Origin of the sequence: Streptosporangium longisporum, from assembly GCF_039534895.1 — a bacterium.
GTDB classification, from domain to species: domain Bacteria; phylum Actinomycetota; class Actinomycetes; order Streptosporangiales; family Streptosporangiaceae; genus Streptosporangium; species Streptosporangium longisporum.
Genome location: NZ_BAAAWD010000006.1, coordinates 1,602,343 through 1,628,411 on the forward strand (window position 1 = coordinate 1,602,343; position 26,069 = coordinate 1,628,411).

At 71.3% G+C, this 26,069-nt stretch carries 26 protein-coding genes; 14 read left to right on the top strand and 12 right to left on the bottom strand.

What is annotated here, in order from left to right; translation table 11 throughout:
* Nucleotides 1-157: 157 nt before the first annotated feature.
* A complete protein-coding gene (locus tag ABD832_RS11470) occupies nucleotides 158-1,297 on the top strand; it encodes a hypothetical protein (RefSeq protein WP_344892465.1) in 1,140 nt (379 codons plus the stop codon).
* 109 nt (nucleotides 1,298-1,406) lie between these two features.
* Here ABD832_RS11470 and ABD832_RS11475 read toward each other — a convergent pair whose 3' ends face one another.
* A complete protein-coding gene (locus ABD832_RS11475) occupies nucleotides 1,407-2,165 on the bottom strand; it encodes a deoxyribonuclease IV (RefSeq protein ID WP_344892468.1) in 759 nt (252 codons plus the stop codon).
* 93 nt (nucleotides 2,166-2,258) lie between these two features.
* Between ABD832_RS11475 and ABD832_RS11480 the strand changes: the two genes are divergently transcribed.
* Complete coding sequence (locus ABD832_RS11480; RefSeq protein WP_344892471.1) at nucleotides 2,259-2,441, top strand: hypothetical protein; 183 nt, start codon at nucleotides 2,259-2,261, stop codon at nucleotides 2,439-2,441.
* A 40-nt stretch (nucleotides 2,442-2,481) separates the two neighbouring features.
* Here ABD832_RS11480 and ABD832_RS11485 read toward each other — a convergent pair whose 3' ends face one another.
* Complete coding sequence (locus ABD832_RS11485) at nucleotides 2,482-2,799, bottom strand: hypothetical protein (RefSeq protein WP_344892474.1); 318 nt, start codon at nucleotides 2,797-2,799, stop codon at nucleotides 2,482-2,484.
* A gap of 214 nt (nucleotides 2,800-3,013) precedes the next feature.
* Here ABD832_RS11485 and rpsF point away from each other — a divergent pair, with 214 nt between their 5' ends.
* The 7 genes from rpsF to ABD832_RS11520 all read left to right on the top strand — a co-directional run bounded on the left by rpsF (nucleotide 3,014) and on the right by ABD832_RS11520 (nucleotide 7,791).
* Nucleotides 3,014-3,304 carry a 30S ribosomal protein S6 gene (gene rpsF / locus ABD832_RS11490; RefSeq protein WP_030919721.1) on the top strand — a complete coding sequence of 97 codons (291 nt, stop codon included), beginning with the start codon at nucleotides 3,014-3,016 and terminating at the stop codon, nucleotides 3,302-3,304.
* Nucleotides 3,305-3,380: 76 nt separating this feature from the next.
* Nucleotides 3,381-3,959, top strand: a complete 579-nt coding sequence (locus ABD832_RS11495) for a single-stranded DNA-binding protein (RefSeq protein WP_344892477.1) — start codon at nucleotides 3,381-3,383, stop codon at nucleotides 3,957-3,959.
* Nucleotides 3,960-4,059: 100 nt separating this feature from the next.
* Nucleotides 4,060-4,296 carry a 30S ribosomal protein S18 gene (gene rpsR, locus ABD832_RS11500; RefSeq protein ID WP_344892480.1) on the top strand — a complete coding sequence of 79 codons (237 nt, stop codon included), beginning with the start codon at nucleotides 4,060-4,062 and terminating at the stop codon, nucleotides 4,294-4,296.
* Between the two features lie 14 nt (nucleotides 4,297-4,310).
* Nucleotides 4,311-4,757 (top strand): 50S ribosomal protein L9, encoded by a 447-nt coding sequence (gene rplI, locus ABD832_RS11505; RefSeq protein WP_344892483.1) that lies wholly within the window; start codon nucleotides 4,311-4,313, stop codon nucleotides 4,755-4,757.
* Between the two features lie 377 nt (nucleotides 4,758-5,134).
* Nucleotides 5,135-6,028, top strand: a complete 894-nt coding sequence (locus ABD832_RS11510; RefSeq protein WP_344892486.1) for an ABC transporter substrate-binding protein — start codon at nucleotides 5,135-5,137, stop codon at nucleotides 6,026-6,028.
* A gap of 31 nt (nucleotides 6,029-6,059) precedes the next feature.
* Nucleotides 6,060-6,926: an amino acid ABC transporter permease gene (locus tag ABD832_RS11515; RefSeq protein WP_344892489.1), complete on the top strand. Its 867-nt coding sequence runs from the start codon at nucleotides 6,060-6,062 to the stop codon at nucleotides 6,924-6,926.
* Between the two features lie 121 nt (nucleotides 6,927-7,047).
* On the top strand, nucleotides 7,048-7,791 hold the full coding sequence (locus tag ABD832_RS11520; RefSeq protein WP_344892492.1) for an amino acid ABC transporter ATP-binding protein: 744 nt from the start codon (nucleotides 7,048-7,050) through the stop codon (nucleotides 7,789-7,791).
* A 150-nt stretch (nucleotides 7,792-7,941) separates the two neighbouring features.
* Here the strand turns inward: ABD832_RS11520 and ABD832_RS11525 are convergent, their stop codons facing one another.
* Nucleotides 7,942-9,741 carry an APC family permease gene (locus ABD832_RS11525; RefSeq protein WP_344892495.1) on the bottom strand — a complete coding sequence of 600 codons (1,800 nt, stop codon included), beginning with the start codon at nucleotides 9,739-9,741 and terminating at the stop codon, nucleotides 7,942-7,944.
* A gap of 398 nt (nucleotides 9,742-10,139) precedes the next feature.
* The gene (locus ABD832_RS11530; protein WP_344893453.1) at nucleotides 10,140-11,408 is read right to left on the bottom strand and encodes an MATE family efflux transporter; all 1,269 of its coding nucleotides are present in this window, start codon (nucleotides 11,406-11,408) and stop codon (nucleotides 10,140-10,142) included.
* Between the two features lie 604 nt (nucleotides 11,409-12,012).
* Between ABD832_RS11530 and dnaB the strand changes: the two genes are divergently transcribed.
* Complete coding sequence (gene dnaB / locus ABD832_RS11535; RefSeq protein WP_344892498.1) at nucleotides 12,013-14,724, top strand: replicative DNA helicase; 2,712 nt, start codon at nucleotides 12,013-12,015, stop codon at nucleotides 14,722-14,724.
* 134 nt (nucleotides 14,725-14,858) lie between these two features.
* Here the strand turns inward: dnaB and ABD832_RS11540 are convergent, their stop codons facing one another.
* Together ABD832_RS11540 and ABD832_RS11545 are read right to left on the bottom strand one after the other, a co-directional pair.
* Complete coding sequence (locus ABD832_RS11540; RefSeq protein ID WP_344892501.1) at nucleotides 14,859-15,626, bottom strand: SDR family NAD(P)-dependent oxidoreductase; 768 nt, start codon at nucleotides 15,624-15,626, stop codon at nucleotides 14,859-14,861.
* A gap of 109 nt (nucleotides 15,627-15,735) precedes the next feature.
* On the bottom strand, nucleotides 15,736-17,193 hold the full coding sequence (locus ABD832_RS11545) for an RNA polymerase subunit sigma-70 (protein ID WP_344892504.1): 1,458 nt from the start codon (nucleotides 17,191-17,193) through the stop codon (nucleotides 15,736-15,738).
* Nucleotides 17,194-17,404: 211 nt separating this feature from the next.
* Between ABD832_RS11545 and ABD832_RS11550 the strand changes: the two genes are divergently transcribed.
* Nucleotides 17,405-17,998 (top strand): NADPH-dependent FMN reductase, encoded by a 594-nt coding sequence (locus tag ABD832_RS11550; RefSeq protein WP_344892507.1) that lies wholly within the window; start codon nucleotides 17,405-17,407, stop codon nucleotides 17,996-17,998.
* Nucleotides 17,999-18,025: 27 nt separating this feature from the next.
* Here the strand turns inward: ABD832_RS11550 and ABD832_RS11555 are convergent, their stop codons facing one another.
* Nucleotides 18,026-18,958: an NADP-dependent oxidoreductase gene (locus ABD832_RS11555; protein WP_344892510.1), complete on the bottom strand. Its 933-nt coding sequence runs from the start codon at nucleotides 18,956-18,958 to the stop codon at nucleotides 18,026-18,028.
* Nucleotides 18,959-19,050: 92 nt separating this feature from the next.
* On the opposite strand from ABD832_RS11555, the gene ABD832_RS11560 reads away from it, so the two are divergent.
* Nucleotides 19,051-19,467, top strand: coding sequence for a winged helix-turn-helix transcriptional regulator (locus ABD832_RS11560; RefSeq protein ID WP_344892513.1), 417 nt, complete (start codon nucleotides 19,051-19,053; stop codon nucleotides 19,465-19,467).
* 151 nt (nucleotides 19,468-19,618) lie between these two features.
* Here the strand turns inward: ABD832_RS11560 and ABD832_RS11565 are convergent, their stop codons facing one another.
* The 5 genes from ABD832_RS11565 to ABD832_RS11585 form a co-directional block, all read right to left on the bottom strand.
* The gene (locus ABD832_RS11565) at nucleotides 19,619-20,335 is read right to left on the bottom strand and encodes an anti-sigma factor family protein (protein WP_344892516.1); all 717 of its coding nucleotides are present in this window, start codon (nucleotides 20,333-20,335) and stop codon (nucleotides 19,619-19,621) included.
* Nucleotides 20,332-20,640, bottom strand: coding sequence for a sigma factor-like helix-turn-helix DNA-binding protein (locus tag ABD832_RS11570; protein ID WP_344892519.1), 309 nt, complete (start codon nucleotides 20,638-20,640; stop codon nucleotides 20,332-20,334). The genes ABD832_RS11565 and ABD832_RS11570 overlap by 4 nt, the downstream gene beginning before the upstream one ends.
* A gap of 283 nt (nucleotides 20,641-20,923) precedes the next feature.
* Nucleotides 20,924-21,643: a metallophosphoesterase gene (locus ABD832_RS11575; RefSeq protein WP_344892522.1), complete on the bottom strand. Its 720-nt coding sequence runs from the start codon at nucleotides 21,641-21,643 to the stop codon at nucleotides 20,924-20,926.
* Between the two features lie 367 nt (nucleotides 21,644-22,010).
* Nucleotides 22,011-22,748 (bottom strand): ABC transporter permease, encoded by a 738-nt coding sequence (locus ABD832_RS11580; protein ID WP_344892525.1) that lies wholly within the window; start codon nucleotides 22,746-22,748, stop codon nucleotides 22,011-22,013.
* Nucleotides 22,745-23,644, bottom strand: a complete 900-nt coding sequence (locus tag ABD832_RS11585) for an ABC transporter ATP-binding protein (RefSeq protein ID WP_344892528.1) — start codon at nucleotides 23,642-23,644, stop codon at nucleotides 22,745-22,747. The genes ABD832_RS11580 and ABD832_RS11585 overlap by 4 nt, the downstream gene beginning before the upstream one ends.
* Nucleotides 23,645-23,798: 154 nt before the next feature.
* Here ABD832_RS11585 and ABD832_RS11590 point away from each other — a divergent pair, with 154 nt between their 5' ends.
* Entirely contained in the window at nucleotides 23,799-25,328 is a 1,530-nt protein-coding gene (locus ABD832_RS11590; RefSeq protein WP_344892531.1) for a sensor histidine kinase, read from the top strand.
* The gene (locus tag ABD832_RS11595) at nucleotides 25,325-25,984 is read left to right on the top strand and encodes a response regulator (RefSeq protein ID WP_344892534.1); all 660 of its coding nucleotides are present in this window, start codon (nucleotides 25,325-25,327) and stop codon (nucleotides 25,982-25,984) included. Before ABD832_RS11590 ends, ABD832_RS11595 begins: the two co-directional genes overlap by 4 nt.
* Nucleotides 25,985-26,069 lie beyond the last annotated feature (85 nt).

The following is a 26,069-nucleotide window of genomic DNA, read 5'->3' on the forward strand; positions in this document are numbered from 1 at the left end:
GGGTGATCCCCTCGGCGGACGCCCGGACCCGCTCGCCGTGCACCTGATCACCCGATCACCCGATCGCTCGATCACCCGCCGTTCCGCGACCGGATGATCCTTCCGGTGGCCGCCGGGTCTGGCAGCGAGACCGGGTGATCCGCGACAATTCCACCTTGTGACCACTCCTGCCGAGGTGACCGCCCCCGTCGAGCCCCCGCGCGACACCGCGACGGAGGGCCTGCTGCTCTGGCTGGCCTCCCGCGTGGGGATCGTCGCCCTGGTCGTCGTCGGGACGCAGGCGATGATGGAGGGGGACGCCGTCCCGCGGCCCTTCCTGGAGCGCTGGCGCAACTGGGACGCCAACCTCCTCGTCACCATCGCCGAGCACGGCTACGACGGCGTTCCGGGCGCCGAGCCCGACAGGGGGCTGCCCGCCTTCTTCCCGGGGATGCCCCTGATGCTCCGCGCGGTGCACCTGCTGGTGGGCGACTGGACGGTCGCCGGGCTGCTGATCTCGTTCGCGGCCGGGGCGGTCGCGATGATGGCGCTGGCCAGACTGGCCGAGTTCGAGGGACGCCCCGGGACCGGGTGGCGCGCGGTGCTGGCGCTGCTGCTCTGGCCGATGGCGGTGTTCCTGTTCGCGGGCTACAGCGAGTCGCTCTTCCTGGCTTTCGCCCTGGCGGCCTGGCTCGCGGCGCGGCAGGGCCGCTGGCCCCTGGCCGCAGCCCTGGCCGCGGGCGCCTCCTGCGTGCGCATCACCGGCCTGTTCCTGGCCTGCGCGCTGATCGTCGAGTTCTTCGCCCGGCGGCAGCCCGTACGGCGGGCCGGGTGGCTGCTGCTCCCGTTCGTGCCGCTGGCCCTGTACTCCGCCTACCAGCACTCCCGTACCGGCGACTGGCTGGCCTGGAAGACCGCGCAGGAGGCCGGCTGGGGGCGGCACATGGTCTGGCCCTGGGAATCGCTGATGACGACGTGGAGCGCGGCCCTGGGCGAGGGGAGGACCGCCTGGGCGTTCCGGCTGGAGATCGCCGGGGCGCTCGTCGGGATCGTGCTCGTGCTGGTCCTGCTGCTGATGCGCAGGTGGAGCGAGCTCCTGTACGTGGGGCTCCAGGTGGGCGCCCTGCTCTGCTCGGCCTACTACCTATCGGTCCCGCGCTCGGCGCTGCTGTGGTGGCCGCTCTTCATCCTGATCGCCAGGGCGAGCAACGGCCCGGCACCGTGGAGAAAATGGGTCATCATCGTCTACGCCCTGCTGGTGGGGCCGCTGATGGCCCTCAACACCCTGATCTTCGTCGACGGCGCCTGGGTGGGCTGACCTGGGACGGAGCGGCGCGGCGGGAGCCCTTACCCATTCACGGGGAGAAGTAATCCCATGAAGTTATCCACAGGCTGTGGATCGTCCGCCGCGCCGTTCACGCGTCCGTCTACAGTTTCGACCTGAGGAAGGCGATGTCCTGGGCCTGGCCGTCGGCCGGCGTCTCCACCACGATCGGCGCGCCGGCGGCGCGGCACACCCCCAGGATCAGCTCGGGGTCGATCGTGCCCGCACCCAGGCTCGCGTGCCGGTCGGCTCCCGAGTCGAAGGCGTCCCGCGAGTCGTTGCAGTGGATCAGGTCGATGCGGCCGGTGATCGCCATGATCCGCTCGACCACGTCCGCCAGGTCCTCACCGCCCGCGTGGGCATGGCAGGTGTCGAGGCAGAAGCCCACGTCGAAGCCGTCCAGCGCGTCCCACAGGCGACTGATGCGCTCCAGTTTGCGTGCCATCGCGTTGCCGCCGCCTGCGGTGTTCTCGATGAGCACCGGGACGTCGTGCCCCTCCAGGCGCTCGAACACCTTGCGCCAGTTGTCGAAGCCCGTCTGCGGGTCGTCACCGGCCCCGACGTGCCCGCCGTGCACGATCAGCCCGCGCGCGCCCAGCTCGGCCGCGGCCGCCAGGTGCGCGCCGAGCAGCTTGCGGCTGGGGATGCGGACCCGGTTGTTGGCGGTCGCGACGTTGATCACGTACGGGGCGTGCACGTAGACCGCCACGTCCGAGTCCTTGATCTGCCTGGCCCCCTCGCCGATGACCGGGCCCTTCCAGCCCTGCGGGTCGCCGAGGAAGAACTGCACGACCTCGGCGCCTCGCGCCCTGGCGTGCGCCAGCGGATCGTCTTGATCGACATGAGCTCCGATAAGCGGCATGTATCCGAGAGTAGCCGTTTCAACGTCCAGGACCGGGGCAGTCGCAGGGCGCGCCCCACCGCCCGCCCCCACGGGCCAGAACGAGGAGTTCACATGGCTTACCGCCGCCGAGGGATCAGTCTCGTCTTCCTCATCTACATCCTGATCGGCCTGTACGTCGCCTGGGTGTACGACTACATCACGCCCGCCCTGCTCAAGGACATCGCCGAGGCACTGCTCGCGATCTTCCTGTGGTTCCTGGTGCTGCTGGGCGTGGACCTGCACCTGGGCACCTGACCGCCCGGTCGCCGGTGTGGCCCCGGCCGCCGTCGGGGCGTCACGGGAGGAAGCCCCCGTGGTGGACGCCGAAGGCCACACCGACGAACGAGGCGACGATCCCCACGATGTTCAGCGCGCGCTCCGGCCTGGTCGCCGAGACGTACTGCGAGTACAGCCCCACGCCGAGCCCCAGCGCCCCCGCCCAGGAGGCGAGGACGTGCATCGCCGGGAGGAACCCGGCCGCGAAGGCGGCCAGCCCGCACACGACCGTGACGACGCTGAGCGCGTTCTCCACGGTGTGCGGCCGTCCGTCGCTGTTCAGCGTGAACCGGAAGCGCCCCTGCCGGGCGGGACCGAACACATGAGGCATGGTCATCGCCTCCTCTTTCTCACCCCGGGACGTGCCCGGCGAGGCGACGGGCCAACCCCCGCCGGACTGGTAGGCTGACACGGCTACGTCGAACGGGTGTGTTATCGCCCACCCTCCACCCCGGACGCCGAAATGGGCGCCAGGGGTGCGGCACGTCAGCGTCCTCCTGTCACGACACCGTGTCGTGACCGCAACAGTCCAGAGGAGGTTGGAAGTCAGCATGCGCCGTTACGAAGTGATGGTCATCCTTGACCCCTCGCTCGATGAGCGTACGGTCGCCCCTTCCCTCGACCAGTTCCTCACGGTCGTCCGCAACGACGGCGGCACCGTGGAGAAGGTCGACGTGTGGGGCCGCCGCAGGCTCTCCTACGACATCGCGAAGAAGCCCGAGGGCATCTACGCCGTCATCGACCTGAGCGCCGAGCCGGCCACCGTCAAGGAGCTCGACCGGCAGATGAACCTCAACGAGGGAATCCTGCGGACCAAGGTCCTGCGCCCGGACGTGCACTAAACCCCGGCTTTTGTCGGACGGCAGCCGTACTCTGAGCCGATAACCAGCGAAGGCCGCAGGAAGGGCAGCGCTAGCCATGGCAGCAGGCGACACCACGATCACCATCGTCGGCAACCTCGTCGACGATCCCGAGCTGCGCTTCACCCCAACGGGGCAAGCGGTGGCCCGGTTCCGCATCGCGTCCACTCCGAGGTTCCTCGACAAGACGACCAACGAGTGGAAGGACGGCGAAGGCCTGTTCCTGACCTGCAACGTGTGGCGGCAGGCGGCGGAGAACGTCGCCGAGAGCCTGCAGCGCGGCATGCGGGTCATCGTCCAGGGACGGCTGCGCCAGAGGTCTTACGAGACCAAGGAAGGCGAGAAGCGCACCGTCTACGAGGTGGAGGTCGACGAGGTCGGCCCCTCCCTGAGGAACGCGACCGCCAAGGTCAACAAGACCGCCCGTCAGGGCGGTGGCGGTGGCGCCGGCGGCGGTTTCGGCGGCGGCCCGGCCAACGACCCGTGGGCCTCCGCGGCGCCCGCCGCACCGCAAGGTGGCGGCTTCGGCGGCGGCGGTGGTGGCAACAACTACGGGGGCGGTGGCCAGCAGCAGGGCGGCCAGCAGGGTGGCGGCGGCTTCGGCGGCGGCGACTTCAGCGACGAACCGCCCTTCTAGCCAGACTCCTGCGGGGCGGCCCCGACCGCGCCCCGCACCCCGGTCCATATCCGCAGCGACCATTCCCGCCTGAAGGCGGGGCTCTGAAAGGAGCACCACGATGGCCAAGCCGGCATTGCGCAAGCCCAAGAAGAAGGTTTGCCTGTTCTGCCACGACAAGATCTCCTACGTCGACTACAAGGACACGGGGCTGCTTCGGAAGTTCATCTCCGACCGCGGCAAGATCCGTGCCCGCCGGGTGACGGGCAACTGCACCCAGCACCAGCGTGACGTGGCGACCGCTATCAAGAACGCTCGTGAGATGGCGCTCCTGCCGTACATGAGCACCGCGCGTTAAGGGAGGTCGGACAGATGAAGCTCATTCTCACCAGTGAGGTCACCGGCCTCGGCACGCCCGGTGACATCGTCGAGGTCAAGAGCGGCTACGGCCGCAACTACCTGCTCCCCCGCGGCTTCGCGATCCTGTGGACGCGCGGCGGCGAGAAGCAGATCGCCTCGATCAAGAAGGCTCGTGACGCCCGCGAGATCCGCGACCTCGGCACCGCCAAGGAGGTCGCGGGCCAGCTCCAGGCCCTCAAGGTGCAGCTGAAGACGAAGGCCGGCGAGTCCGGCCGTCTGTTCGGCTCCATCACCACGGGCGACGTCGCCGAGGCCGTCAAGGCCGCCGGTGGCCCCCTGCTCGACCGCCGCCGCATCGAGATCGCTCCCGCGATCAAGAGCCTCGGCACCCACCGGGTCAGCGTCAAGCTGCACCCGGAGGTCTCCGCCTCCGTCGATGTCGAGGTCGTCGCGGCCTGACCTGCCTTTCGTGACACGGGCCCTCTTCCCTGACGGGGAGGGGGCCCGTGCCCGTTCCGGGGCCGCCCGTGCCGTTTCCGGAACCGCCGTGCCTGTCCGGGACCGTCCGTGCCGTTCCAGAAAGGCCGTGTTCTCGCGGGAATCGCCCATGCCGCCCGGAATCGCCGGGCCTGTCCGGGAACTCCCACACCGTTTCAGGACTGCCGTGTCCTGTCCGGGGCGTCCCCGTTGTGCCCTCTGCAGGGCCGTCCGTGTCGTCCCGGGGCCGCCGTGTCCTTCGCGGGACCGCTCCACCACCTCCGGTGGACCCCTGTCGTCCCAGGTCATCGTGGATACGTACAATTCGTGGGTCGCTGATTCATTCTGGAGGTCATGTCATGGTCCGTCCCTCGACGCTGTTCGCCCTCGGCGCCCTCGCGGCAGCCGTGGTGGGCTGTGCACCGGCCTCGGAAACGACCCAGGCGAGCCCTTCGGCCCCGGGTGCCACCGGGACGGCCTCACCCGGGACCGGAGCCGGAGCGTGCGCCAAGGAGAGCCTGCCGCTGAAGACCCCCGGCAAGCTGACCATCGGCACCGACAAGCCCGCCTACGACCCGTGGTTCTCCGACGACGACCCGTCCAACGGCAAGGGGTTCGAGAGCGCGGTGGCCTACGCCATCGCGGACCGGCTGGGCTTCGCCACCGGTGACGTCACCTGGGCGACGGTGAAGTTCGACTCCGCGTTCGCCCCCGGTGCCAAGCAGTTCGACTTCGACCTCAACCAGGTCTCGGTGACCCCCGACCGGGCCAAGGTGGTCGACTTCAGCAAGGGCTACTACACGGTCAAGCAGGCCGTGGTCGCGCTGGACGGCTCCAAGGTCGCCTCCGCCACCGACCTGGCGGGCCTGAAGGACGCCAAGATCGGTGTTCAGGTCGGCACCACCTCGCTGCAGGCGGTCAAGGACGTCATCCGCCCCTCGGCCGACCCCAACGTCTACAACGAGCAGATCGACGCCGTGAACGCGCTGAAGAACAAGCAGGTCGACGCCGTGGTGGTGGACCTGCCCACGGCCTTCTACGTGACCGCGGCCCAGGTCGACAACTCCAAGATCGTCGGCCAGTTCGGCACCGCCTCCGGTGTCCCCGAGGTCTTCGGCGCGGTCTTCGAGAAGGGCAGCCCGCTGGTGAGCTGCGTGGACGGGGCGATCGAGGAGCTGACCACGTCCGGTGAGCTGGCGAAGATCGAGACCCGGTGGCTCGGTTCCGCCGCGGGTGCCCCGGAGCTGAAGTGACGTCACGCCCCCGCACGACCGACGACGTCCGATGAGGAACGACGAACGCCTGCAGGTGCCGGACGGCTGGACCAAGAGCGACCGTCAGATCGAGCGGGAACGGCTGCGCAGGCGGTCGTCGCTGCGCTCCGGCTCCATCGCGACGGTCTCGACCGTCCTGGTGATCGTCCTGCTCGCCTGGCTCTTCACCACCTCTCCGGGCTGGCCGCGGGTACGGGAGACGTTCTTCGACTCCGGCCAGTTCCTGGAGGCGCTGCCGGACGTGCTGAGCGGCTTCCTGCTCAACATCAAGATCTTCCTGATCGCCGAGCCGCTGATCCTCGTCGTGGGCCTGCTGGTCGCGCTGATCCGCAACCTGCAGGCCCCGGTGTTCTTCCCGCTGCGCGCCCTGGCGGTGCTCTACACCGACATCTTCCGCGGGATCCCCACGATCCTGATCATCTACCTCGTGGGGTTCGGCCTGCCCGCGCTCGACCTTCAGGGCACGCCGACGGACCTGGCGACGCTGGGCGTCATCGCGCTCACCCTCTCCTACGGGGCGTACGTGGCGGAGGTCTTCCGGGCCGGCATCGAGTCGGTGCACCCCAGCCAGCGGGCCGCCGCCCGCTCCCTGGGGCTGAGCCACGGCCAGACCATGCGTTACGTGGTGGTGCCGCAGGCGGCGCGACGGGTGGTGCCGCCGCTGCTCAACGACTTCGTCTCGCTGCAGAAGGACACCGCGCTCGTCGCCACCATCGGCCCGCTGGAGGCGCTGAGGCAGGCGCAGATCCATGCGGCGAGCACCTTCAACTACACGCCCTACCTGGTGGCGGCACTGCTGTTCATCCTGCTCACGATCCCGATGGCGCGCTTCACCGACTACCTGGCGGCGCGTTCGCAGCGGCGGCGGAGCCAGTGAGCGGGCGGATCGGCGCCCACGGCGCTCAGGGCACCCGGAGCGGTCATGGCGGCCAGAGCGGTCATGGCGTCCAGGGCGGTCAGGGCCGGGTGTGCCGCCCGGCGGCGGCGGAGGAGGGGTCATGAGCCTGCTGAGCGTCGAGGGCCTGTGGAAGAACTACCGCGGCCACAGCGTGCTGCGCGGCATCGACCTGAAGGTCGAACCGCACGAGGTGGTCTGCCTGATCGGGGCGTCCGGATCGGGCAAGTCCACCCTGCTGCGCTGCGTGAACCTGCTGGAGACCGTCGACGACGGCACGATCCTCCTGGACGGTGAGGAGATCACCGACGCCCGGGCCGACCCGGACGAGGTGCGCAAGCGGATGGGCATCGTCTTCCAGGCGTTCAACCTGTTCCCGCACATGACCGTGCTGGACAACATCACCCTGTCGCCCCGCAAGGTGCACCGGGTGGGCAGGCGGGAGGCCGAGCGGCAGGCCCGGGAACTGCTGGACAGGTTCGGCCTGGCGGACAAGGCGGGCGCCTACCCCGACCAGCTCTCCGGCGGCCAGCAGCAGCGCGCCGCCATCATCCGGGCCCTGGCCACCAGACCCCGGCTGATGCTGCTGGACGAGGTCACCTCGGCGCTGGACCCGGCGCTGGTCAAGGAGGTGCTGGAGATCATCAGGGAGCTCAAGGCGGGCGGGATGACCATGATCCTGACCACCCACGAGATGGGCTTCTGCCGCGAGATCGCCGACACCGTCTGCTTCCTCGACGGTGGCGTGCTGCTGGAGCGCGGCACTCCCGAGCAGATCTTCACCGATCCCCGGCAGGCCCGCACCAGGGAGTTCGTGCAGACGGTGCTCGACGCCGGGCGCATGTGAGCCGTCCGGCGTCCCTGTACCGCCGCGTCCCCTCGTACCCCTTGTGCTCCGCGGTCCGTGCCTTTGCGGGGGCTGCGCGGGTGCACGAGGAGAGCCCGCTGACGGCCCACGAGGGCTCCCCCGGGGAGAGGGAGCCCTCCGCGCTCACGGTCAGCGGCGGTGCCTGCCCCGGGAACCGCCGGGCGGTCCGTAGGGTCCGGGAGGCCCGTAGGGGCCCGGCGATCCGTACGGCCCGGGGGGCGTCGGAGGGCCTGAAGGTCCCGAAGGTCCGTAGGGTCCGGGACCACCGGGCTGAGGGTAGGGACCGGAACCTCCGGGCGGCCCGTAGGGACCGGAGTTCCCGGGCGGTCCGTAGGGTCCGGGCGGCCCGTACGGGCCGGGAGAGCCGTAGGGCCCGGAAGGTCCGCCGGCGCCGGGTCCACCGGGTCCGGAGCGGTCGGGCGGGCCGGGAGGGTCGAAGGGCCCCCGGCGGGAGCGGTCGTCGGGCGGCTCGGGCGGTGCCTGCGACAGCTCGGCCAGCACGCTGTTGCGCCTGCCGTACACCAGGTAGACCAGCACGCCGAAGGCCATCCAGATGATGTAGTACAGCCAGGTGATGAGCTGGAGGTTCACCATCAGCCACAGGCAGGCGAGGATCGAGGCGATCGGCACGCCCGGGGAGAGCGGCGTGCGGAACCCGCGGGGCAGGTCCGGCATCGTCCTGCGCATCCTGAGCACCCCGGCGGCCACCGCGATGAACACGAACAGGGCGCCGATCACGACCAGCGGTTCGAGGGTGAGCACGTTCACGAACTGGGCCAGCAGGATGGCCAGGAAGCCGATGATCAGCGTGGCCCGCGTCGGGCTGTGGTAGCTGCGGTTGATCTTGGAGAGCGAGCGGGGGATCAGCCCGTCGCGCGCCATGGAGAACAGCACACGGGTCAGGCCGACGAGCAGTACCAGGATCACGGTGGTGAGGCCGAGCACCGCCCCGATGTTGATGATGTGCACCATGAAGCCCTCGCCGGCGCTGCGGAAGGCGTTGGCGAGCGGCGCGTCCTTGTTGATCTTGTCGTACGGGGTCATGCCGACCATCACCACGGCGACCGAGATGTACAGGACCGTGGTGATCACCAGGCTGCGGATGATGCCCTTCGGCATCGAGCGGGGGGCGTCCTCGGCCTCCTCGGCGCCGGTGGCCACGACGTCGAAGCCGATGTAGGCGAAGGTGATGACCGCCGAGGCGGCGAAGATGCCGAACCAGCCGAAGGCGCCCGTCTGGCCGAAGATGATCCCGAGGACCGGGGAGTCCATGGTGTCCGCGGCCTTGGCCGCGGGTGCCGCCGGTACCGGGATGGCCGCGAGGTTGTTCTGGTCGAAGTGCAGGGCGCCGACCACGATGACCGCGCCGATGGCGAGCAGCTTGGCCACCACGATGATCCACAGCGCGCGGAGGCCGACGCGGGCGCCCAGGGCCACCACGGCCGTCAGGACGACCAGGATGAACAGCGTGAAGAGGTCGAACCCCTCGGGCTGGCCGACCACCCCGGAGATCAGGTCCGGGAAGGTGACCCCGAAGTCGGTCAGCATCTGGGCGGCGTAGAGCGACCACGCGCGGGCCACCACCGAGGTGGCCAGCAGCAGCTCCATCACCAGGGACCAGCCCACCACCCAGGCCCAGACCTCGCCGAAGATGACGTAGGTGAAGGTGTAGGCGCTTCCCGAGCTCGGCATGGCCGAGGACAGTTCCGCGAAGCAGAAGGCCACGAGCAGGGTGGTGATTCCGGCGATCATGAAGGAGAGGATCACGCCCGGCCCGGCCATGGACGCCGCCTGACGGCCCGCGAGGCTGAAGATGCCCGCGCCGATCATGACACCGAGGCCGAGGACGATGAGGTCCTTCCTGCGGTAGGCGGTGGGCAGGCCGTGGCGCGCGCCGGTCCACCGGCCGGTGGCATGGCTCGGTGGCATACGACGGACTATCGACAGGGAAGGACCTTCGGGCACGATGTGACCAATCGTGGTGGGTGAATAACCCATATTGCCGGACTTGTTTCACAGTGCCGTAGGAGAGTTCCGCTGGACAAGGGCTATCCGGTTACGTGGTGGACACCACAGTGTCACGCATGGATCACCCGGCCTGTGGGCACCGGCCGTCACAGGCGCATCACCCACCGATCCGGCCACCGCGAATCGGGCTCCATCCCCTTGTGGAACGGGGAAACCGAGCGGCCCTCCCTCCGGTCGGCGGAGTCACACCCGTCCGGATCCCACCCCGGCACGATTTTCGGCCCGGCTCAGGTCCGGCTTTCGGTCAGAAGTCCGTACGGCGTCCGGCGCGGCTCCCGGCCGGCCCGTGCGGTGCCCGGTCAGCCGCCCACCACCAGCCATGCCGTCCCGTACGCCCGGACCGACAGGGTGACCAGCCGGGCGGCCATCCACAGGCCGAGCGCCAGCCAGAGCGCCACCAGGCCACCGCCGCCCAGGTCCACCAGGTACGCGGCGGGCAGGTAGGCGAGCGTCGTCCATATCCCGGCCCAGGCGAGGTAGCGCCGGTCCCCGGCGCCGATGAGCACCCCGTCCAGCACGAACACCACCCCGGCGATCGGCTGCAGGGCGGCCACCACCCAGAGCGGGCCGAGCAGGTGTGCCGACACCGCGGGCCCCGCGTCGAACAGGCCGGGCACGAACGGCCGGACGGCCACCACGGCGAGCCCGAGCACCACGCCCGAGCCGACACCCCAGAGCACCATCCGCCAGGTCGCCCCGCGCACCCCCGCCACGTCACCCGCGCCCAGGGCGCGGCCGGTGATCGCCTGCCCGGCGATCGCGATGGCGTCCAGGGCGAACGCCAGCAGGGTCCAGATCCTGGCGGCGATCGTGTGCGCCTCGATCTGGTCCTCTCCCATGCGGACGGCCGCGGCGGCCGCGATGGCCAGCACCAGTTGCAGGCAGGCCGTACGGACGACCAGGGCGATCCCGGCCGAGCCCGCGGCGCGCACGCCCGCCAGGTCGGGACGCAGCGGGGCGCGGTGCCGGACGAGGATCAGGCCGAGATAGACGGCGGCGGCGAGCGACTGGGCCAGTACCGTGCCCCAGGCCGAGCCCGCGATGCCCCAGCCGAGTCCCAGCACGAACAGGACGTTGAGCCCGGCGTTGAGCAGGAAGGCGCCCACCGAGACCAGCAGCGGGGTGGTGGTGTCCTGCATGCCGCGCAACACGCCCGTGCCCGCCAGCACCAGCAGCATGGACGGGACGCCCAGCAGACTGATCCGCAGATAGGTCACCGCCTGACGGGCGAGTTCCCCCTCGGCGCCGATCAGCTGGACCAGCCATGGGGCCAGCGGCCAGACCACCAGGATGATCGCCACTCCGACCCCGGCGGCCAGCCAGAGACCGTCCACCCCCTGCCGCAGGGCGCGGCCGGTCTCGCCCGCCCCGATCTGCCGGGCCACCGCCGCGGTCGTGCCGTAGGCCAGGAAGACGCAGAGCCCCACCAGGAAGCTCAGCACCGTGCTCGCCACCCCCAGGGCGCCGAGGGCGGGGGCGGGCAGGCGGCCGACGACGACGGTGTCGGTCAGCAGGAAGAGCGGTTCGGCCACCAGGGCTCCGAACGCGGGCAGCGCGAGCCGCAGGATCTGCCGGTCGTACTCGCGACCCGGGGACCCGTCCCGGCCCGCGTGCCCGGCGCCACCCGCGACGCCGTCCTGTCCCGCGGGTTCGTCACGGCCCGCACGAGTGTCACGATCCGGGGGGCCGTCCTGGCCCGCATGGCCGTCGCGGTCAGGGCTCCCGTCGCCGTCCGGGGGGCCGGGACGGCTCGGACGGCCGTCACGACCCGGCCGGCCGTCGCGGGCGGAACGACCTGGGCGACCGGAGCGCCCGGGTCCAGAAGTAAGAGGCACGTATTTATTGTGCCCCTTACCCTCGGATGGATCACCGGCGGGAGGAAGCGGTCGGGTCATGCCATCTGGGGCCACTCTCGGCGTGTCGCCCCAACTTTCTTTTCTCCACAGGCAGTGGATGACGTTTCCCCTGGTCACAGGGTTATCCACAGATGTGGACAAGAGTTATCCACAGGGCTGTCCCCAGGGTGCCCACACCCTGGGGGGAGAACTGCACAGCTTATCCACACCCCTGTCTACAGGCCGCGTTGCCAGCATGGCGCGGAGCGGCGAAACTGTCAGCCCGGTCGGCTACAAATAGAGATAACGCAACTGTGTTCGAAAGAGGGGGTGTGCGGTGAGCATCGCGGAGCCACCGGTCTTCCAGCCGGGATTCGAGCGCACCCCGCCGAACAACATCGAGGCCGAGCAGTCGGTCCTGGGCGGCATGCTGCTCTCCAAGGACGCCATCGCCGACGTCGTCGAGATCCTGCGATCCGACGACTTCTACCGGCCCGCCCACCAGATCATCTACGACATCATCACCGACCTCTACGGTCGCGGTGACCCCGCCGACGCCGTCACCATCTTCGACGAGCTGCAGAAACGGGGCGAGGTCGCCCGGATCGGCGGCGGCGCCTACCTGCACACGTTGACCGCCGTCGTGCCGACCGCGGCCAACGCCGGCTACTACGCGCGGATCGTCCGCGAACAGGCCATCCTGCGTCGCCTCATCGAGGCCGGCACCCGCATCGTCTCCTACGGCTACGGGGGGCAGGACGAAGAGGTCGACGACCTGGTCGACCGCGCCCAGGCGGAGATCTACAAGGTCACCGAACGCCGCACCTCCGAGGACTACATCCCGCTGGCCGACATCATGCCGGGCGCCCTGGACGAGCTGGAGGCCATCGGCGGCCGGGGCGGCCAGATGGTCGGCGTGCCCACCGGCTTCCAGGACCTCGACGCGCTCACCAACGGCCTGCACCCCGGCCAGATGATCGTCGTCGCCGCCCGTCCCGCCATCGGCAAGGCACTCGCCCTCGACACGCCGCTCCCCACCCCGGACGGCTGGACGACCATGGGCGAGGTGAGGCCGGGGGACCGGCTGATCGGCGCGGACGGCAGGCCTACCCGGGTGGTCGCGGCGACCGACGTGATGCACGGGCGCCCTTGCTACGAGGTGGAGTTCGGCGACGGCACGGTGATCGTCGCCGACGCGCAGCACCAGTGGCGGACGCTGCGCATCCCCGGGTCCGGCGTCTCCGGGACCGGTATCTCCGGGACCGGTGTTTCCGGGACCGGCGTCTTCGGGACCGCCGCCCACCGGAGCGCCACCGCGCATCATGACGTCGTCGCCTTCCGGTCCGCCGACGCGCACCAGAGCGTCGTCACGACGGAGGAGATCGCCCGTACGCTGCGCGCCACCCCGGCCGACGGGCGGCCGGAGCACGCGGTCGCCGTCGCCGCCGCGTTCGACCTGCCCGAACGGGATCTGCCGTTCTCTCCCTACGCGCTCGGGGTCGGGCTCGGCGTCCGGCTCGGTGCCGCCGCGAACGGCCGTCCCGGAGCCGCCGAGGGCGCCGGCACCGCCGGTGGGAAGACCGACCACGCCGGGGACGCCGGGGACGCCGACGCGGGCGGCGATATCGGCGCGGGCAGTGACATCGGCGAGGACACCGGCCGAGACGTCGGCAGGAACACCGCGGACGCCGTGGACGCCGTGGATGTCGGGAACACCCGGAATACCGCGGACACCGGGAACGCCGGCGAGGGCGGCCCGTGGCCGGTCGCGCTCGACCCGGAGATCGTCCTCAACCTGGAGGCCGAGGAGCCGTGGATCGCCGCCGAGGGCCCGGGCGACTCGCCCGGCGAGGCTCCCGGCCGGCCCGGCGACGCCTTCGACGGCCTTCCCGGGGCCCTCGGGGCGACCGGTCTCCTCGGTGTCCTCGGCCGGGAGCGCATTCCCGGGACGTACCTGCGGGCCTCCCACGAGCAGCGGCGTGCCCTGCTGGCGGGTCTCCTCGACACCCGTGGCCACGTCGGCCCCGACGGCCGGATCCGGCTCTCGATCACCGGTGACGGGCTCGCCCGGGACGCCTTCGAGCTGGTCCTGAGCCTCGGCCACCTGGCGACCATGACGACGCCGGTCACCGGGGACGGCGACGCCGGTCCCCGCGGCCATCACGTGATCGACTTCATGGCGTCCGACAAGGTGTTCCGGCTGCCGGACAAGGCCGTCCGGCAGGTGACCGGTGCCGGTGCGGCGACCGAGGCCCGCCGGATCGTCGACGTCCGGCCGGTGCCCTCGCGGCCGGTGAGGTGCGTGGAGGTCGACGCCGCCGACCACATGTACCTCGCCGGACGGACGTGCGTCCCCACCCACAACAGCACGCTCGGGCTGGACTTCGCCCGGTCCGCCGCGATCAAGCACGGCATGACGACCGTGGTGTTCTCCCTGGAGATGTCGCGCAACGAGATCACCATGCGCCTGCTGTCGGCCGAGGCGCGGGTGGCGCTGCACGCCATGCGCTCGGGCACGATGACCGACGACGACTGGGCCAAGCTGGCCCGTCGGATGGGCGAGGTCGCCGAGGCGCCGCTGTTCATCGACGACTCGCCCAACATGTCGATGATGGAGATCAGGGCCAAGTGCCGCCGCCTCAAGCAGCGCAACGACCTGCGGTTCGTCATCATCGACTACCTGCAGCTGATGTCCTCGCCCAAGAAGACCGAGAGCCGTCAGAACGAGGTCTCCGAGATCTCCCGCGCCATCAAGCTCCTCGCCAAGGAGCTGGAGGTGCCGGTGATCGCGATCTCCCAGCTCAACCGTGGTCCCGAGCAGCGGACCGACAAGAGACCCATGGTCAGCGACCTGCGCGAGTCCGGAAGCATCGAGCAGGACGCCGACATGGTCATCCTGCTGCACCGCGAGGACGCCTACGAGCGTGAGTCGCCCCGGGCGGGCGAGGCCGACCTGATCGTGGCCAAGCACCGTAACGGCCCCACCGCCACGGTCACCGTGGCGTTCCAGGGCCACTACAGCCGCTTCGTCGACATGGCGCCCCACTAGGAGGGCCTCGGGCCGCCCAAGCTGCTCGGGCCGCTCCGGCTGCCCAAGCCGCTCGGACCGCTCCGGGTCGCCGGTGGTGCCCGGTGGTGCGAGACGATGGAGAGCGGTGCGAAACGGTGACGGGGAACGGCCTGTCAGCTGGGGAACATCCCCGCCGTCGCGTTGACCCAGGTACCCGTGACGGCGCGGCTCGCGTCGGAGGCGAGGAACGTCGCCAGTGCGGCGATGTCGGCGATCCGCGGGGAGCGCTTCGTCATCCGCATGCCGTCGAGGTGACCGCGTACCCCCTGAACGGCGGTCTCGTCCATGCCCGGGGCACCGGCGGCGGCCAGCTTCTCCGGCGTGAGGCTGTCGGTGACACCGGCGGTCCAGATCCCGCAGGCGCGGACGCCGGACGGACCGGCCTCCTGGGCGACCTGGCGGATGAGCGCGTCGATCGCGCCGTCGGCCGCACCGGTTCCGCCCAGCATCGGGCTGCCGTTGCCGGAGGCGCTGTCCAGGGACAGGATCACGCCCGATCCCTGCGCGGTCATCCGGCGGGCCGCGGCCCGTACGGTGATGAACTGGCAGGTGATGCCCTGTACGACCGGCCGCGTGTAGTCCTCCACCGACATCTCGGCGAGCGGCACCCCCTGGAAGTCGCCTCGCGGCACCAGGTTGAGGGAGACGTCGATCCGGCCGGCCCGCTCGACGACCGATGTCGCGTGCGTCTCGACGGCCCGTTCGTCACGGGCGTCGAGCACGTCGTACTCGGCACCGGTTTGCTCGGCGACCTTCCGCAGGGTCGCCTCCGTGCGGCCGACGAGGAACACGCGCGCGCCTGCCTCGGTGTACGCCGCGGCGACGCCCGCACCCAGCGAGCCCGATCCACCGTAGATGATCGCGACCTTGTCCTTGAGCATGGTTCTTTCCCTTCGGCCGGAGGCGCCGTACGCGCCTCTCTTCGCCTCATAGGACGTGCCCGCCGCGGAAACTCATCGGGCCGTGCGCCTGAAGAGGGGCACGTGCGCCTCAGAGGGTCATCGGCAGCCCGAACGCGGCGAACAGGTGCGGCTCGAACGTGGTGATCTCGGCGATCCGGCCCTCCTCGATGCGCAGGACGTCGATCGTCTGAGCCCGGAAAACGCTGGTGCCGGGCCGCTGGAGGTAGCCGGCGACCGCCGGCTGTCCGTTGGCGCGTACGGGCAGGTGCCGCCAGTACCCGGCGAACGTCGGCGACGCCGGGTCCATGTTCGGCCCGACGAACGCGAGAAGCGCGTCACGGGTGGTGAACCAGAACGGGTTCGGCGGCATGGTGAGCACCGCGTCGGCGCGTACCAGGTCCACCATGGCGTCGATGTCGGCACGCGCGGCCGCCTCCATGTAGCGCCGCAGCAGCGCCTGGTCCTCGGCGCTCGGCCTCCTCGCCGACCAGTCCTCGCGCCGCCCCGGCAGCGCCTCTCGCAGGGCCGACCTGCCCCGCTGGACGGCGCTGTTCGCCGAGGCCAGGCTGCCGCCCAGCAGGTCGGCCGTCTCCTGGGCGGACCACCGGGCGATGTCGCGCAGGATCACCGCCGCCCGCTGGCGCGGCGGAAGTGTCTGGATGGCGGTCAGGAAGACCAGTTCGAGGGTCTCGCTCGCCATCACCTGACCGTCCGGCTCGTGCTGGGGCTCGGGGATCTCGGGCAGCCGGTCGTCGGGGAAGGGCTGGAGCCAGGGCAACCGGGGTGGCGGCGGCCCGCCGCCGGAGTCCACGCCCGGCACCGGCTCGTACGAGGTCGCGCGCCGGTCGTGTCTGCGCAGGAAGTCGAGGCACACGTTGGTGGCGATCCTGTAGAGCCACGCCCGGACGTTGACGACGTCCTCCAGCCCCTCCCTGGCCTGCCAGGCCCGCAGGAACGCCTCCTGGGTGAGGTCCTCGGCCTCGTCGTACGAGCCCAGCAGCCGGTAGCAGTGCACCCGCAGCTCGTCCCGGTGCTTCTCGATGAGGACGGTGAAGGTGTCGTCCCCACCGGATTTCGTCACCCCGTCGAGCGTGACGCTTTCCACCTGATCCGTCTGACCCGCCCGACCTGCGTTGTCCGCTTCGGCCGTACGGTCCGCCCGGCCCGCGCCGTCGATGTCACCGGCACCGGCACCGGCACCGGCATCGGTATCGGTATCGGCACCGGCGACAGAGCCGTCGGCGCCGGCCACGACGACCGCGGGCCCGGCTGAGTCCTGGCGCGCCTGGCGGGCCAGCCACCGTAGCCGGGCGAACCGTGACGAGAGCGCCTCGACGTCGGTGTGGAAGGCGAGCGGGGGATCCGGCCGCAACCGCCGCAGTCCGTCCCGGAGCTCGTCGATCAGTTCCCCGACGGGAACCCCGGCCGGCCTGCGTCGTCCCCGGTAGGCACGCTGGCGGCACGCCTGCGAGCAGTACGCCGCGGCCCGGCCCGGTCCGCCGCCGCTCTCGATCGGGCGCCCGCAGGCCAGGCAGTTCCCTGTCACACCTCACACGGTAGACCCTCACCGGGAGGGCTTCCCCGCGACGCCGTTCGCGCACGGCCTGTCACCGCCCGCCGTTCGTGCCCGCCCGTCACCACCAGCAGATCACCCCCGGATCACGCCGCCTCCTTGACCTGAACCAAGGTTCAGGTACGACCCTGGTCGCAGGGCGCCGCAAGGGATGCGGAGCGCCCCGGACCAACGGAGGATCGTCATGACCGAGCAGACCGTCAGACTCGCGGTGATCGTGGGCAGTGTCCGCCAGGGGCGGAGGGGCCCGGCCGTGGCGAACTGGTTCGCCGGTCAGGCCGGCAGGCGGGAGGAGCTGGAGGTGGACCTCGTCGATCTGGCCGACTTCCCGCTGCCGCTGGCGTTGCCCGCCTTCGGTTCGGAGCCCGCCCCGGAGGCGGCCCGGGTCCTTGAGGTCCTGAGCCCGCGGCTGGCCGCCGCCGACGCCTTCGTGGTCGTGACCCCCGAGTACAACCACAGCTTCCCCGCCGCGCTGAAGAACGTCATCGACTGGCACGGTCCCCAGTGGCACGCCAAGCCGGTCGGGTTCGTCTCCTACGGCGGCATCTCCGGCGGCCTGCGGGCCGTCGAGCAGCTCCGCCTGGTCTTCGCCGAGCTGCATGCGGTGACCGTCCGCGACACCGTCAGCTTCCACGGCGTGTGGAGCCGGTTCGACGACGCCGGGGCCCCGATCGGCCCGCAGGAGTGCGAGGTCGCAGCGAAGGTCCTGCTGGACCAGCTCACCTGGTGGGCACGGACGTTGCGCGAGGGCAAGGCGGCGCGCCCGTATGCCGCCTGATCCTGCGCCCGTCGTCCCGGTCCGGGCTCAGGGGATCAGCACGATCTTCCCGGTGGTGCGGTTGGCCGACAGCAGCTCGTGCGCCTTGGCCGCCTCGGCCAGCGGCAGCGTCTGGTCCACGTGGACCCTGAGCCTGCCCGCCTCCGCCAGGGCGGTCAGCCGCGACAGGTCGGGCGCCGAAGGACGCACGCTCACCACGGCGAACCGTACGCCGAGCTCGGCCGCACGTTCACCGGTGATGCCCGGGCCGCCGCCGATCGCGCTGACGAGCAGGCCGCCCGGCTTGAGGGCGGCGGCGGAGCGCTCCGCGTAGTCCCCGCCGACCAGGTCGAGCACCACGTCCACCGGCTCGACCTCCGTGACGAAGTCCGCGGCGGTGTAGTCGATCAGCGTGCTCGCGCCGAGTTCGCGCAGCAGGTCGTGCTTGGCGGCCCGTGCGGTGCCGATGACGTGCGCACCCCGCGACGCCGCGATCTGGACGGCCAGGTGGCCGACACCACCGCCGGCGGCGTGGACGAGCACCCGGTCCCCCTCGCCGATGCCGGCGATGCCGACCAGGGCCTGCCAGGCGGTCAGCCCGGCCAGCGGGAGCCCGGCCGCCTCCGGCACGGACAGGGCGGCGGGCCGGTGGACGATCTCGTTGGGCGAGGCGAGCACGTAGTCGGCGTACACGTTGGCGGGCCCGGGGAAGGCGAGCAGGCCCAGCACCTCGTCACCGGGGGCGAAGGCGGACACGCCGGGTCCGGTGGACTCGACCGTGCCGGCGACGTCCCAGCCGAGGGTGAAGGGCGGGTCGCCGAGCATCGGGTAGAAACCGGCGCGGACGACGACGTCGATCGGGTTGACGCCGGCGGCCCCGACCTTGATCAGGACCTCGCCGAAGGCCGGTTCCGGCCGGTCGGTCTCGACGCTGACGAGCACGGACGGCTCGCCGAAGGCGGACTGGGTGATGGCGCGCATCTGGTCTCCTCTGTGGAAGTTTTGCTGCGCCAATCATCGATCTGCCACATGCACATGCGTAAGAAGGCACCTTTCGGATATATAGGTACCTTGTGGAAACCACTCTCTGCCAGCGAGGTCGCGGCCCCGCCGACGCCTACTCCCGCGACTGCACCTCCCGTCAGGTCCTGGACACGATCGCCAACAAGTGGACCTGCCTGATCGTGGACGCCCTTCAGGACGGCCCCGTCCGGTTCGGCGTGCTGCGCCGCCGGCTCGACGGGATCACCCAGAAGAGCCTCACCCAGACGTTGCGCGCCATGGAACGTGACGGGATGGTGGTCCGCACGGTCTACCCGACGATCCCGCCCCGGGTGGAGTACGAGCTCAGCCCGCTGGGACACAGCCTGGTACAGCTCATGATGGGCGTCAGGAGCTGGTGCGAGGAGAACGTCTCCGAGATCACGACGTCCCGCACCGCCTACGACCTGCGCGCCGCCGAGGAGCCCGAGCCCGTACGGCAGGGCTGACCCCCGGCCCGGAGACCGGGCCCATGATCCGGCGTCCCGAGACCGGAAAGAGCCCGAGACCGGAAAGAGCCCGAGACCGGGAAGAGTCCGAGGCCGGGAAGAACCCGTGCCCCCGGGAAGAGCCCGGCCCCGGGGAGGGCCGGGGCCCCGGTCAGACGGCGACGGTGAGCAGCGTGTCCCCGTTCCCGGTCCGCACCTCGAAGCGGGTGATGTCGGCGGGCTCCCAGGCGACCCCGCCGTGGACGTACAGGGGGTCGGGGGAGCCGGGGACCCCGTACCCCTTCTCCGGCACCGCCCAGCCGGTGACCACCCGCCGCTCACCGGCGGTGGAGACGGCGATCAGCTCGCACTCCAGCGGGCCCTTGACTCCCTTGAGCTCGAGGACGGCGTGGGTGCCCCATCCCTTGGTCTCGATCACCAGCCCACCGGCGACCCCGGAGGTCCCGGTGCCCGCGAGCGGTACGCCGCCCCGGTAGGCGTCCTCGGCCGGTCCGGGCACGGAGTGGCCGGCCATGACGCCCGTGTCCTCGGTGGAGAAGGCCGTCCCCGCTGCGATCCCGCCGGCCACCAGGGTCACCGCCGCGGCGGCGCCGACCACGAACGTTCCACGGCGGGTACGCCGGTCGGCGGCCTTGCGGTGGCGCGGCAGGTCGATCACCTCGGCGCGCCTTCTGCCGCCGGGTGTCACGCCGCCGTCCCTCAGGCGTCCGACACCGGTCAGCGCGTCCGCCACCCCCGACAGTTCCCGCAGCTCCGCGGCGCAGGCCGCGCAGGTACGCAGGTGCGCCGAGAAGGCCGCCCGGTCGTCCTCCTCCAGCAGGCCGAGGGCGTACGCCCCCACGTCGGTGTGCTCCACCCGCGAGGTCATGCCGTCGCCCCTCTCTCCTCAAGGGCGGCGTGCAGCGCGCGCAGGGCGTGGTACACCCTGGACTTCACCGTCGCGACCGGGACGCCCAGTGCCGCGGCGGCGTCGTTCACCGACCGGTTCCGCAGGACCGTCTGGTCGAGGATCTCGCGGTGGGCCGGGGAGAGCGAGGTGAGCGCGACCGTCACCTCGTCGGCGGGGAGGTCGACCGGCCGCAGGCGTCGGTGCCGGCTCCGCCGGTCGCCGGAGGGGACCGTGCTCGTGCCGGTACCCGCCGAGGCGGGCCTCCACCGGGCGTTCGCGATCACGTTCTGCCCTCCCGTTCCGGCCACCGGACGATTCCGCTCTCGGCAGGCACTACGGCGACGGGCCGGGATGGGTTCAAAGATCGCGCGAATTCGCGCCTGTTCACCGGGCCAAACGGTCATCAGAGGCGATTTCCCCCAACCGTCCGGCCGGATGGGGACAGGGGGCGGTACGAGCGCGAAGGGCGGGCCAACGGCTCCGTCCCGGGGTGCGGGCCGCCGCCTCTCACGAGACCTCACGGGACCCGGCAGGACGTGACGGAACCTCACGGGACCGCGCGGTACCTCACAGGATCGGGCGGAAGTGCGTGACCAGACGGCCACCGTCGAACACGTGCAGGACGATCTGCGGCGGCAGGTCGTAGTCGAGGGGGACCGGTGTGCTCAGCTCCTGGGCGAGCCGGAGCGTGGAGGTGACGCCGGGGGCGACCACGAGCGGCAGGCCCGCGAAGACGGTCCCGGCCGCGGTGTGGGCGTGCCCCGCGAGAACGGCCACCACCTGCGGATACTGCCGTACGACCTTCTCCAGCCGCTCCGGGTGGCGCAGCCGGATCGCGTCGGCGTACGGAAGGCCCAGGGAGACCGGCGGGTGGTGCATGCCCACGACGGCCGGGGTGTCCGGGGCCTCGCCGAGCACGCGGTGCAGCCAGCCGATCGTCTCGTCGTCCAGCAGGCCCTCCGGGCGGCCGGGCATGCTGGAGTCGCACAGTGCCACGGTCAGGCCGTTGAGCCGCAGGACCTGGTTGATCGGGCCGTCGCCGTCCTCTTCGAGCATGACCTTGCGGAAGGCCGGGCGGACGTCGCGGTCACCCGGGCAGATGAGCGTCGGATGGCGCGTGGTCAGCAGCTCGCGCGCGATTTCGTACTCCTCGATCAGGCCGTTGCCGGCGATGTCGCCGGTCACCAGGACCGCGTCCAGTGTCCCAGGAAGGTTCTCCAGGTGCCGCATGACGGATCGGGTCCTGTCGATGCTGCGGGGAGAACCGTCGATGTGGACGTCACTCACGTGAGCCAGGATCAGCATCACCCAAGAGTGACATAACCATCTCCCCGCCGTCCGGCATCCCGCGCGGAGGGCACGGCCGCGCCGGGTGACCGGCCCCGGCACGCCCTCTCCCGCCGGTCCCGGGACCCCGCCCGCTCGTGCGGACGGTACGGACGCGCCGGGGCGGTCTCCTCCCACCGGACGGACGCGGAGACGGCCGGAGGGCTTCATCGGGAGAACCGTGGCCCGCCCTTGCCCCTGCAGAGGACGGACCACGACGGTCCTGCGCGCGTACACGGTCACGGTGGTCGGGCAGGTCACGACGGTCGTGCAGGTCACGGCGGTCACACCGGTGGGCGGTCGCGCCGGCCCGGCCGTCGTGGGCCCGTCACTCCCACCGGAAGAACCGCGCGGCCAGCGCGCCGGTGACCAGCAGGGTCACCGCCATCACCACCAGGTGCAGCATCTGCGGCGTCTGCCCGGCCCAGGTGGCGCGGAGCGCGTCGGCGAACGGCGCCATCGGCAGGAAGTCCCCGATCCTGCGCAGGAGTTCGGGCATCAGTTCCCGGGGGACCCACATGCCGGCCATGAACATCAGCGGGAACATCAGCAGCGACCCGATGGCGGGGGCGGACTTGGCGTTCGGTGCCAGGGCGGTGATCAGCAGGCCCACCCCGAACAGCGAGGCCGTGCCGAGCACGAACACGCCCGCGAAGGCCAGCGGGCTCTGCGGCAGGGCCGAACCGAGGACCAGGTGGCCGAGGACGATGAGCAGGACGGTGGCGGCGATCGCCACCAGGAGGTTGTTGACCACCTGGGCGACCAGCAGCCGGATCGGGCTGACCGGGGTGGTGGACATCCGGCGCAGCACGCCGGTCTCCCGGTAGCTCACCAGCACTCCCGGCAGGACGGTGAACGCCATCGTCACCACGGCCAGGATCACCATCATGCCCGGCAGCTGGGTGTCGATGGCCCGCTGGCCGCCCAGGTCGGGGTTGATCTCCTGCATGGCGGGGATGCTGCTGCCCAGTCCCAGCAGGAGCGCGAGCGGCAGCAGGATCGCGAAGACCACGGCGGCCGGTTCCCGCAGCAGGAGCCTGGCCTCGATCAGCAGCATTTTCCTCATGAGGAGATCTTCTTTCCGGTCAGGCCGAGGAAGGCGTCGTCGAGCGTCGTCCGCTCCACGCGCAGGTCGATGGGGGTGACGCCCGCGCCGGACAGGCCGGTCGCGATCGCGAGCAGCAGGTTCCCGGTCCCGGTGACCGTCACCTGCTCGCCGCTGCGGCTCACCGTGGCGACCTCGGGCAGGTCGCGCAGCACGGTGTCGTCGAGCGGTCCGGTGAGCCGGAACCTGATGATCTGCCGGCCGTCGACCCGGGCGATCAGGCCCGAGGGGCTGTCCACCGCGACGACGCGGCCCGCGTCGAACAGCGCGAGCCGGTCGCAGAGCCGTTCGGCCTCCTCCATGAAGTGGGTGACCAGCAGGATCGTCACGCCGCTGTCACGGACCTGCTCGATGAGCTCCCAGGTGTCCCGCCGCGCCTGCGGGTCCAGGCCGGTGGTGAGCTCGTCCAGGATCGCCACGCGGGGCCTGCCGATCAGCGCCAGCGCGATCGAGAGCCGCTGCTGCTGGCCGCCGGAGAGCTTGCCGTAGGGGGTGTCGCGCTTGGCGGAGAGCCCGACCCGCTCCAGCAGCTCCCCCCAGTCCGCGGGGGTGCGGTAGAAGGAGGCGTACAGGTCGAGCGCCTCCCGCACCTTGATCTTCTCCGGCAGGGTGGAGCTCTGCAGCTGGATGCCCAGCTGCTCCTTGAGCGCGGTGCCGGTGAGACCGCCGAGGACGCTCACCGTGCCGGAGTCGGGGACGCGCAGGCCGGCGACGCACTCCACGGTGGTCGTCTTGCCGGCGCCGTTGGGGCCGAGGACTCCGAAGATCTCGCCCTCGTCCACGGTGAACGAGACGTCGTCCACCGCCAGGTGATCGCGGTACCGCTTGCGGAGGTCCTTGACCTCGATGACCTTCATGCCGACGACGCTAGAAGCGCGGCGGGCCGCGGAGAATCGGGCTGGGCACCCGTCCGGGTCGGGTCAGGCATCCGCCCGGGGTGGGGCTACCTCCACCCCCCGGCGGCGCGCGGCCCCACTGGGAACACCGGGCCTCATCACCGACACTTGGGACATGAAGACGTACGCGGTGGCGGTCGGCCGGGCACTGACGCTGGGAGTGATGGCCCTGGCGGACGTGGTGATGGTGGCCCTGATGCTGATCGGGGTCGTGCTGGCGTTCGGATTGGGCCTGGTCTTCCTCTTCCCGCCGCTGGCCCAGGCGATGAGGTGCCGTACGGGCCAGGTCCGGAGGCTGAACGCCGAGTGGCTCGGGATCGGGATACCGGCCCCGTACCTGCCGGAGCCGTTGCCGGTGCGGCCCCAGCCCGACGGCTGGTACCGGCACGACCGCCAGCTGTACAAGACGGGCCGCTGGCCCGACTGGAACAACCGCTGGCAGTGGCTGGTCGGCGACACGGCCACCTGGCGTGACGGCCTGTGGCTGTTCCTCAGCCCGCTGGCCGGCGTCTTCCTGCTGCTCCCCCTCGCGCTGGCCGGATGCGCCGTGCTCGCCGCCGGGTCCCAGGACTCGTCCGCGTGGCCGATGGCCCTGGGGGGCGCCGCCGTCGTGGCACTGGCCGCGACCCCCTACCTGCTGCGCGGGTACGCCTGGTGGAACCTCCTGCTGCTCTCCCCCACGGCCGAGTCGGTGCTCAGCGGGCAGGTCCAGCGCCTCGACCAGGCCCGCCTGGCCACGGTCGACTCCCAGGCGTCCGAGCTGCGGCGGATCGAGCGCGACCTGCACGACGGCGCGCAGGCCAGACTGGTGGCGATCGGCATGACGCTCGGCGCGGTCGAGGAGCTCATGGACAAGGACCCGGCGGCGGCCAAGGCGCTGCTGGCCAAGTCCAGGGAGGCGTCCTCCACCGCGCTCGTCGAGCTGCGCGACCTGGTCAAGGGCATCCACCCCCCGGTGCTGGCCGAGCGCGGTCTCGGCGACGCGGTCCGCGCGCTGGCGATGGACAGCTCGCTCAAGGTCGCGGTCACCGTGGAGCTGGACACCCGCCCGGACTCGCCCGTGGAGTCGGCCGCCTACTTCTCGATCAGCGAGCTCCTCACCAACGCGGCCCGGCACGGCGGTGCCGAACGGGTGTGGATCGACATCAGCGGGCACGGCCACGCGCTGCGCGTCGTCGTCACCGACGACGGCTCGGGGGGCGCCGACCCCGCGCGGGGAAGCGGCCTGCGCGGCATCGAGCGCAGGCTCGCGGCCTTCGACGGGGTGCTCGCGGTCAACAGCCCGCAGGGCGGACCGACCACCGTCACCTTCGACCTGCCCTACGCGCTCGCCGAGAAGTACCCGGCGGTCAAGCCGCCCCTGCCGCGCGGCAAGATGATCATCGTCGGGCTCGGCTGGGGGCTCGGCTGGCTCCCGCTCTTCCCGCAGGGCATGGTGGCGGCGATCATGAAGATCATCGACATCGAGCACCGCAGCTGGTTCCTCGCGCTCTACCTGCCCGGTCCGCTGCAGTGGCCGCTGATCGTCTTCAACATCATGCTGGGCCTGTCCATGTACGCCGCGGCCATGCTCGTCCCCCTCCAGCACGCCCGCCGCATCCGGCTGGCCGAGGTCGCGCCGGCTCGCCTATGGTTGGGGCGGTGAGCCCCCGAGTCGTCATCGCCGAGGACCTGTACCTGCTGCGCGACGGCCTGGTGCACCTGCTCCAGGCACACGACTTCGAGGTGGTCGCGGCCGTCGAGTCCGGGCCCGAGCTGCTGCGGGCGCTGCTCGACCTGCGGCCCGACGTGGCCGTGGTCGACGTGCGCCTGCCGCCCACGTTCACCGACGAGGGGCTCCAGGCCGCGCTGACGGCCCGCCGCGCCGTCCCCGGCCTGCCGGTGCTGGTGCTGTCCCAGCACGTCGAGCAGCTGTACGCGCGCGAGCTGCTGGCCGACGGCTCGGGCGCGATCGGCTACCTGCTCAAGGACCGGGTCTTCAACGCCGAGCAGTTCGTCGACGCGGTCCGCCGGGTCGCCGCCGGAGGCACCGCGATGGACCCCGAGGTCATCGCCAAACTGCTGGCCAGCACGGCCCGCCACGAGCCGCTCGGCGCGCTGACGCCGCGCGAGCGCGAGGTGCTGGAGCTCATGGCCGAGGGCCGCTCCAACGCGGCCATCTCCCAGCGGCTGTTCCTCAGCGAGAGCGCGGTCGGCAAGCACACGGCCGGTATCTTCACCAAGCTCGACCTGGCCCCCTCCGACGACGACAACCGCCGCGTCCTGGCCGTCCTGACGTATCTCAACGCCGCGCGCGGCTGACCGGCCCCGCCCCGTCCGGGCCCCGCGACCCCTGACGTTTCGTCGGTGCCAGCGGATAACGTGCTGCATGTACGGCTTCCGTGTG

Coding starts and splice junctions, on each gene's coding strand:
- ABD832_RS11555 (WP_344892510.1), bottom strand. CDS start 18,958: ATGCGCGCCATCACCCAGTCCGCCTTCGGCGAGCCGTCCGTGCTCGTC.
- ABD832_RS11475 (WP_344892468.1), bottom strand. CDS start 2,165: ATGCCGCTTATCGGAGCTCATGTCGATCAAGACGATCCGCTGGCGCAC.
- ABD832_RS11515 (WP_344892489.1), top strand. CDS start 6,060: ATGAGGAACGACGAACGCCTGCAGGTGCCGGACGGCTGGACCAAGAGC.
- ABD832_RS11540 (WP_344892501.1), bottom strand. CDS start 15,626: ATGCTCAAGGACAAGGTCGCGATCATCTACGGTGGATCGGGCTCGCTG.
- ABD832_RS11525 (WP_344892495.1), bottom strand. CDS start 9,741: ATGCCACCGAGCCATGCCACCGGCCGGTGGACCGGCGCGCGCCACGGC.
- ABD832_RS11550 (WP_344892507.1), top strand. CDS start 17,405: ATGACCGAGCAGACCGTCAGACTCGCGGTGATCGTGGGCAGTGTCCGC.
- ABD832_RS11565 (WP_344892516.1), bottom strand. CDS start 20,335: ATGACCTCGCGGGTGGAGCACACCGACGTGGGGGCGTACGCCCTCGGC.
- rpsR (WP_344892480.1), top strand. CDS start 4,060: ATGGCCAAGCCGGCATTGCGCAAGCCCAAGAAGAAGGTTTGCCTGTTC.
- ABD832_RS11585 (WP_344892528.1), bottom strand. CDS start 23,644: ATGAAGGTCATCGAGGTCAAGGACCTCCGCAAGCGGTACCGCGATCAC.
- ABD832_RS11485 (WP_344892474.1), bottom strand. CDS start 2,799: ATGACCATGCCTCATGTGTTCGGTCCCGCCCGGCAGGGGCGCTTCCGG.
- ABD832_RS11480 (WP_344892471.1), top strand. CDS start 2,259: ATGGCTTACCGCCGCCGAGGGATCAGTCTCGTCTTCCTCATCTACATC.
- ABD832_RS11520 (WP_344892492.1), top strand. CDS start 7,048: ATGAGCCTGCTGAGCGTCGAGGGCCTGTGGAAGAACTACCGCGGCCAC.
- ABD832_RS11510 (WP_344892486.1), top strand. CDS start 5,135: ATGGTCCGTCCCTCGACGCTGTTCGCCCTCGGCGCCCTCGCGGCAGCC.
- ABD832_RS11495 (WP_344892477.1), top strand. CDS start 3,381: ATGGCAGCAGGCGACACCACGATCACCATCGTCGGCAACCTCGTCGAC.
- rpsF (WP_030919721.1), top strand. CDS start 3,014: ATGCGCCGTTACGAAGTGATGGTCATCCTTGACCCCTCGCTCGATGAG.
- rplI (WP_344892483.1), top strand. CDS start 4,311: ATGAAGCTCATTCTCACCAGTGAGGTCACCGGCCTCGGCACGCCCGGT.
- ABD832_RS11580 (WP_344892525.1), bottom strand. CDS start 22,748: ATGAGGAAAATGCTGCTGATCGAGGCCAGGCTCCTGCTGCGGGAACCG.
- ABD832_RS11590 (WP_344892531.1), top strand. CDS start 23,799: ATGAAGACGTACGCGGTGGCGGTCGGCCGGGCACTGACGCTGGGAGTG.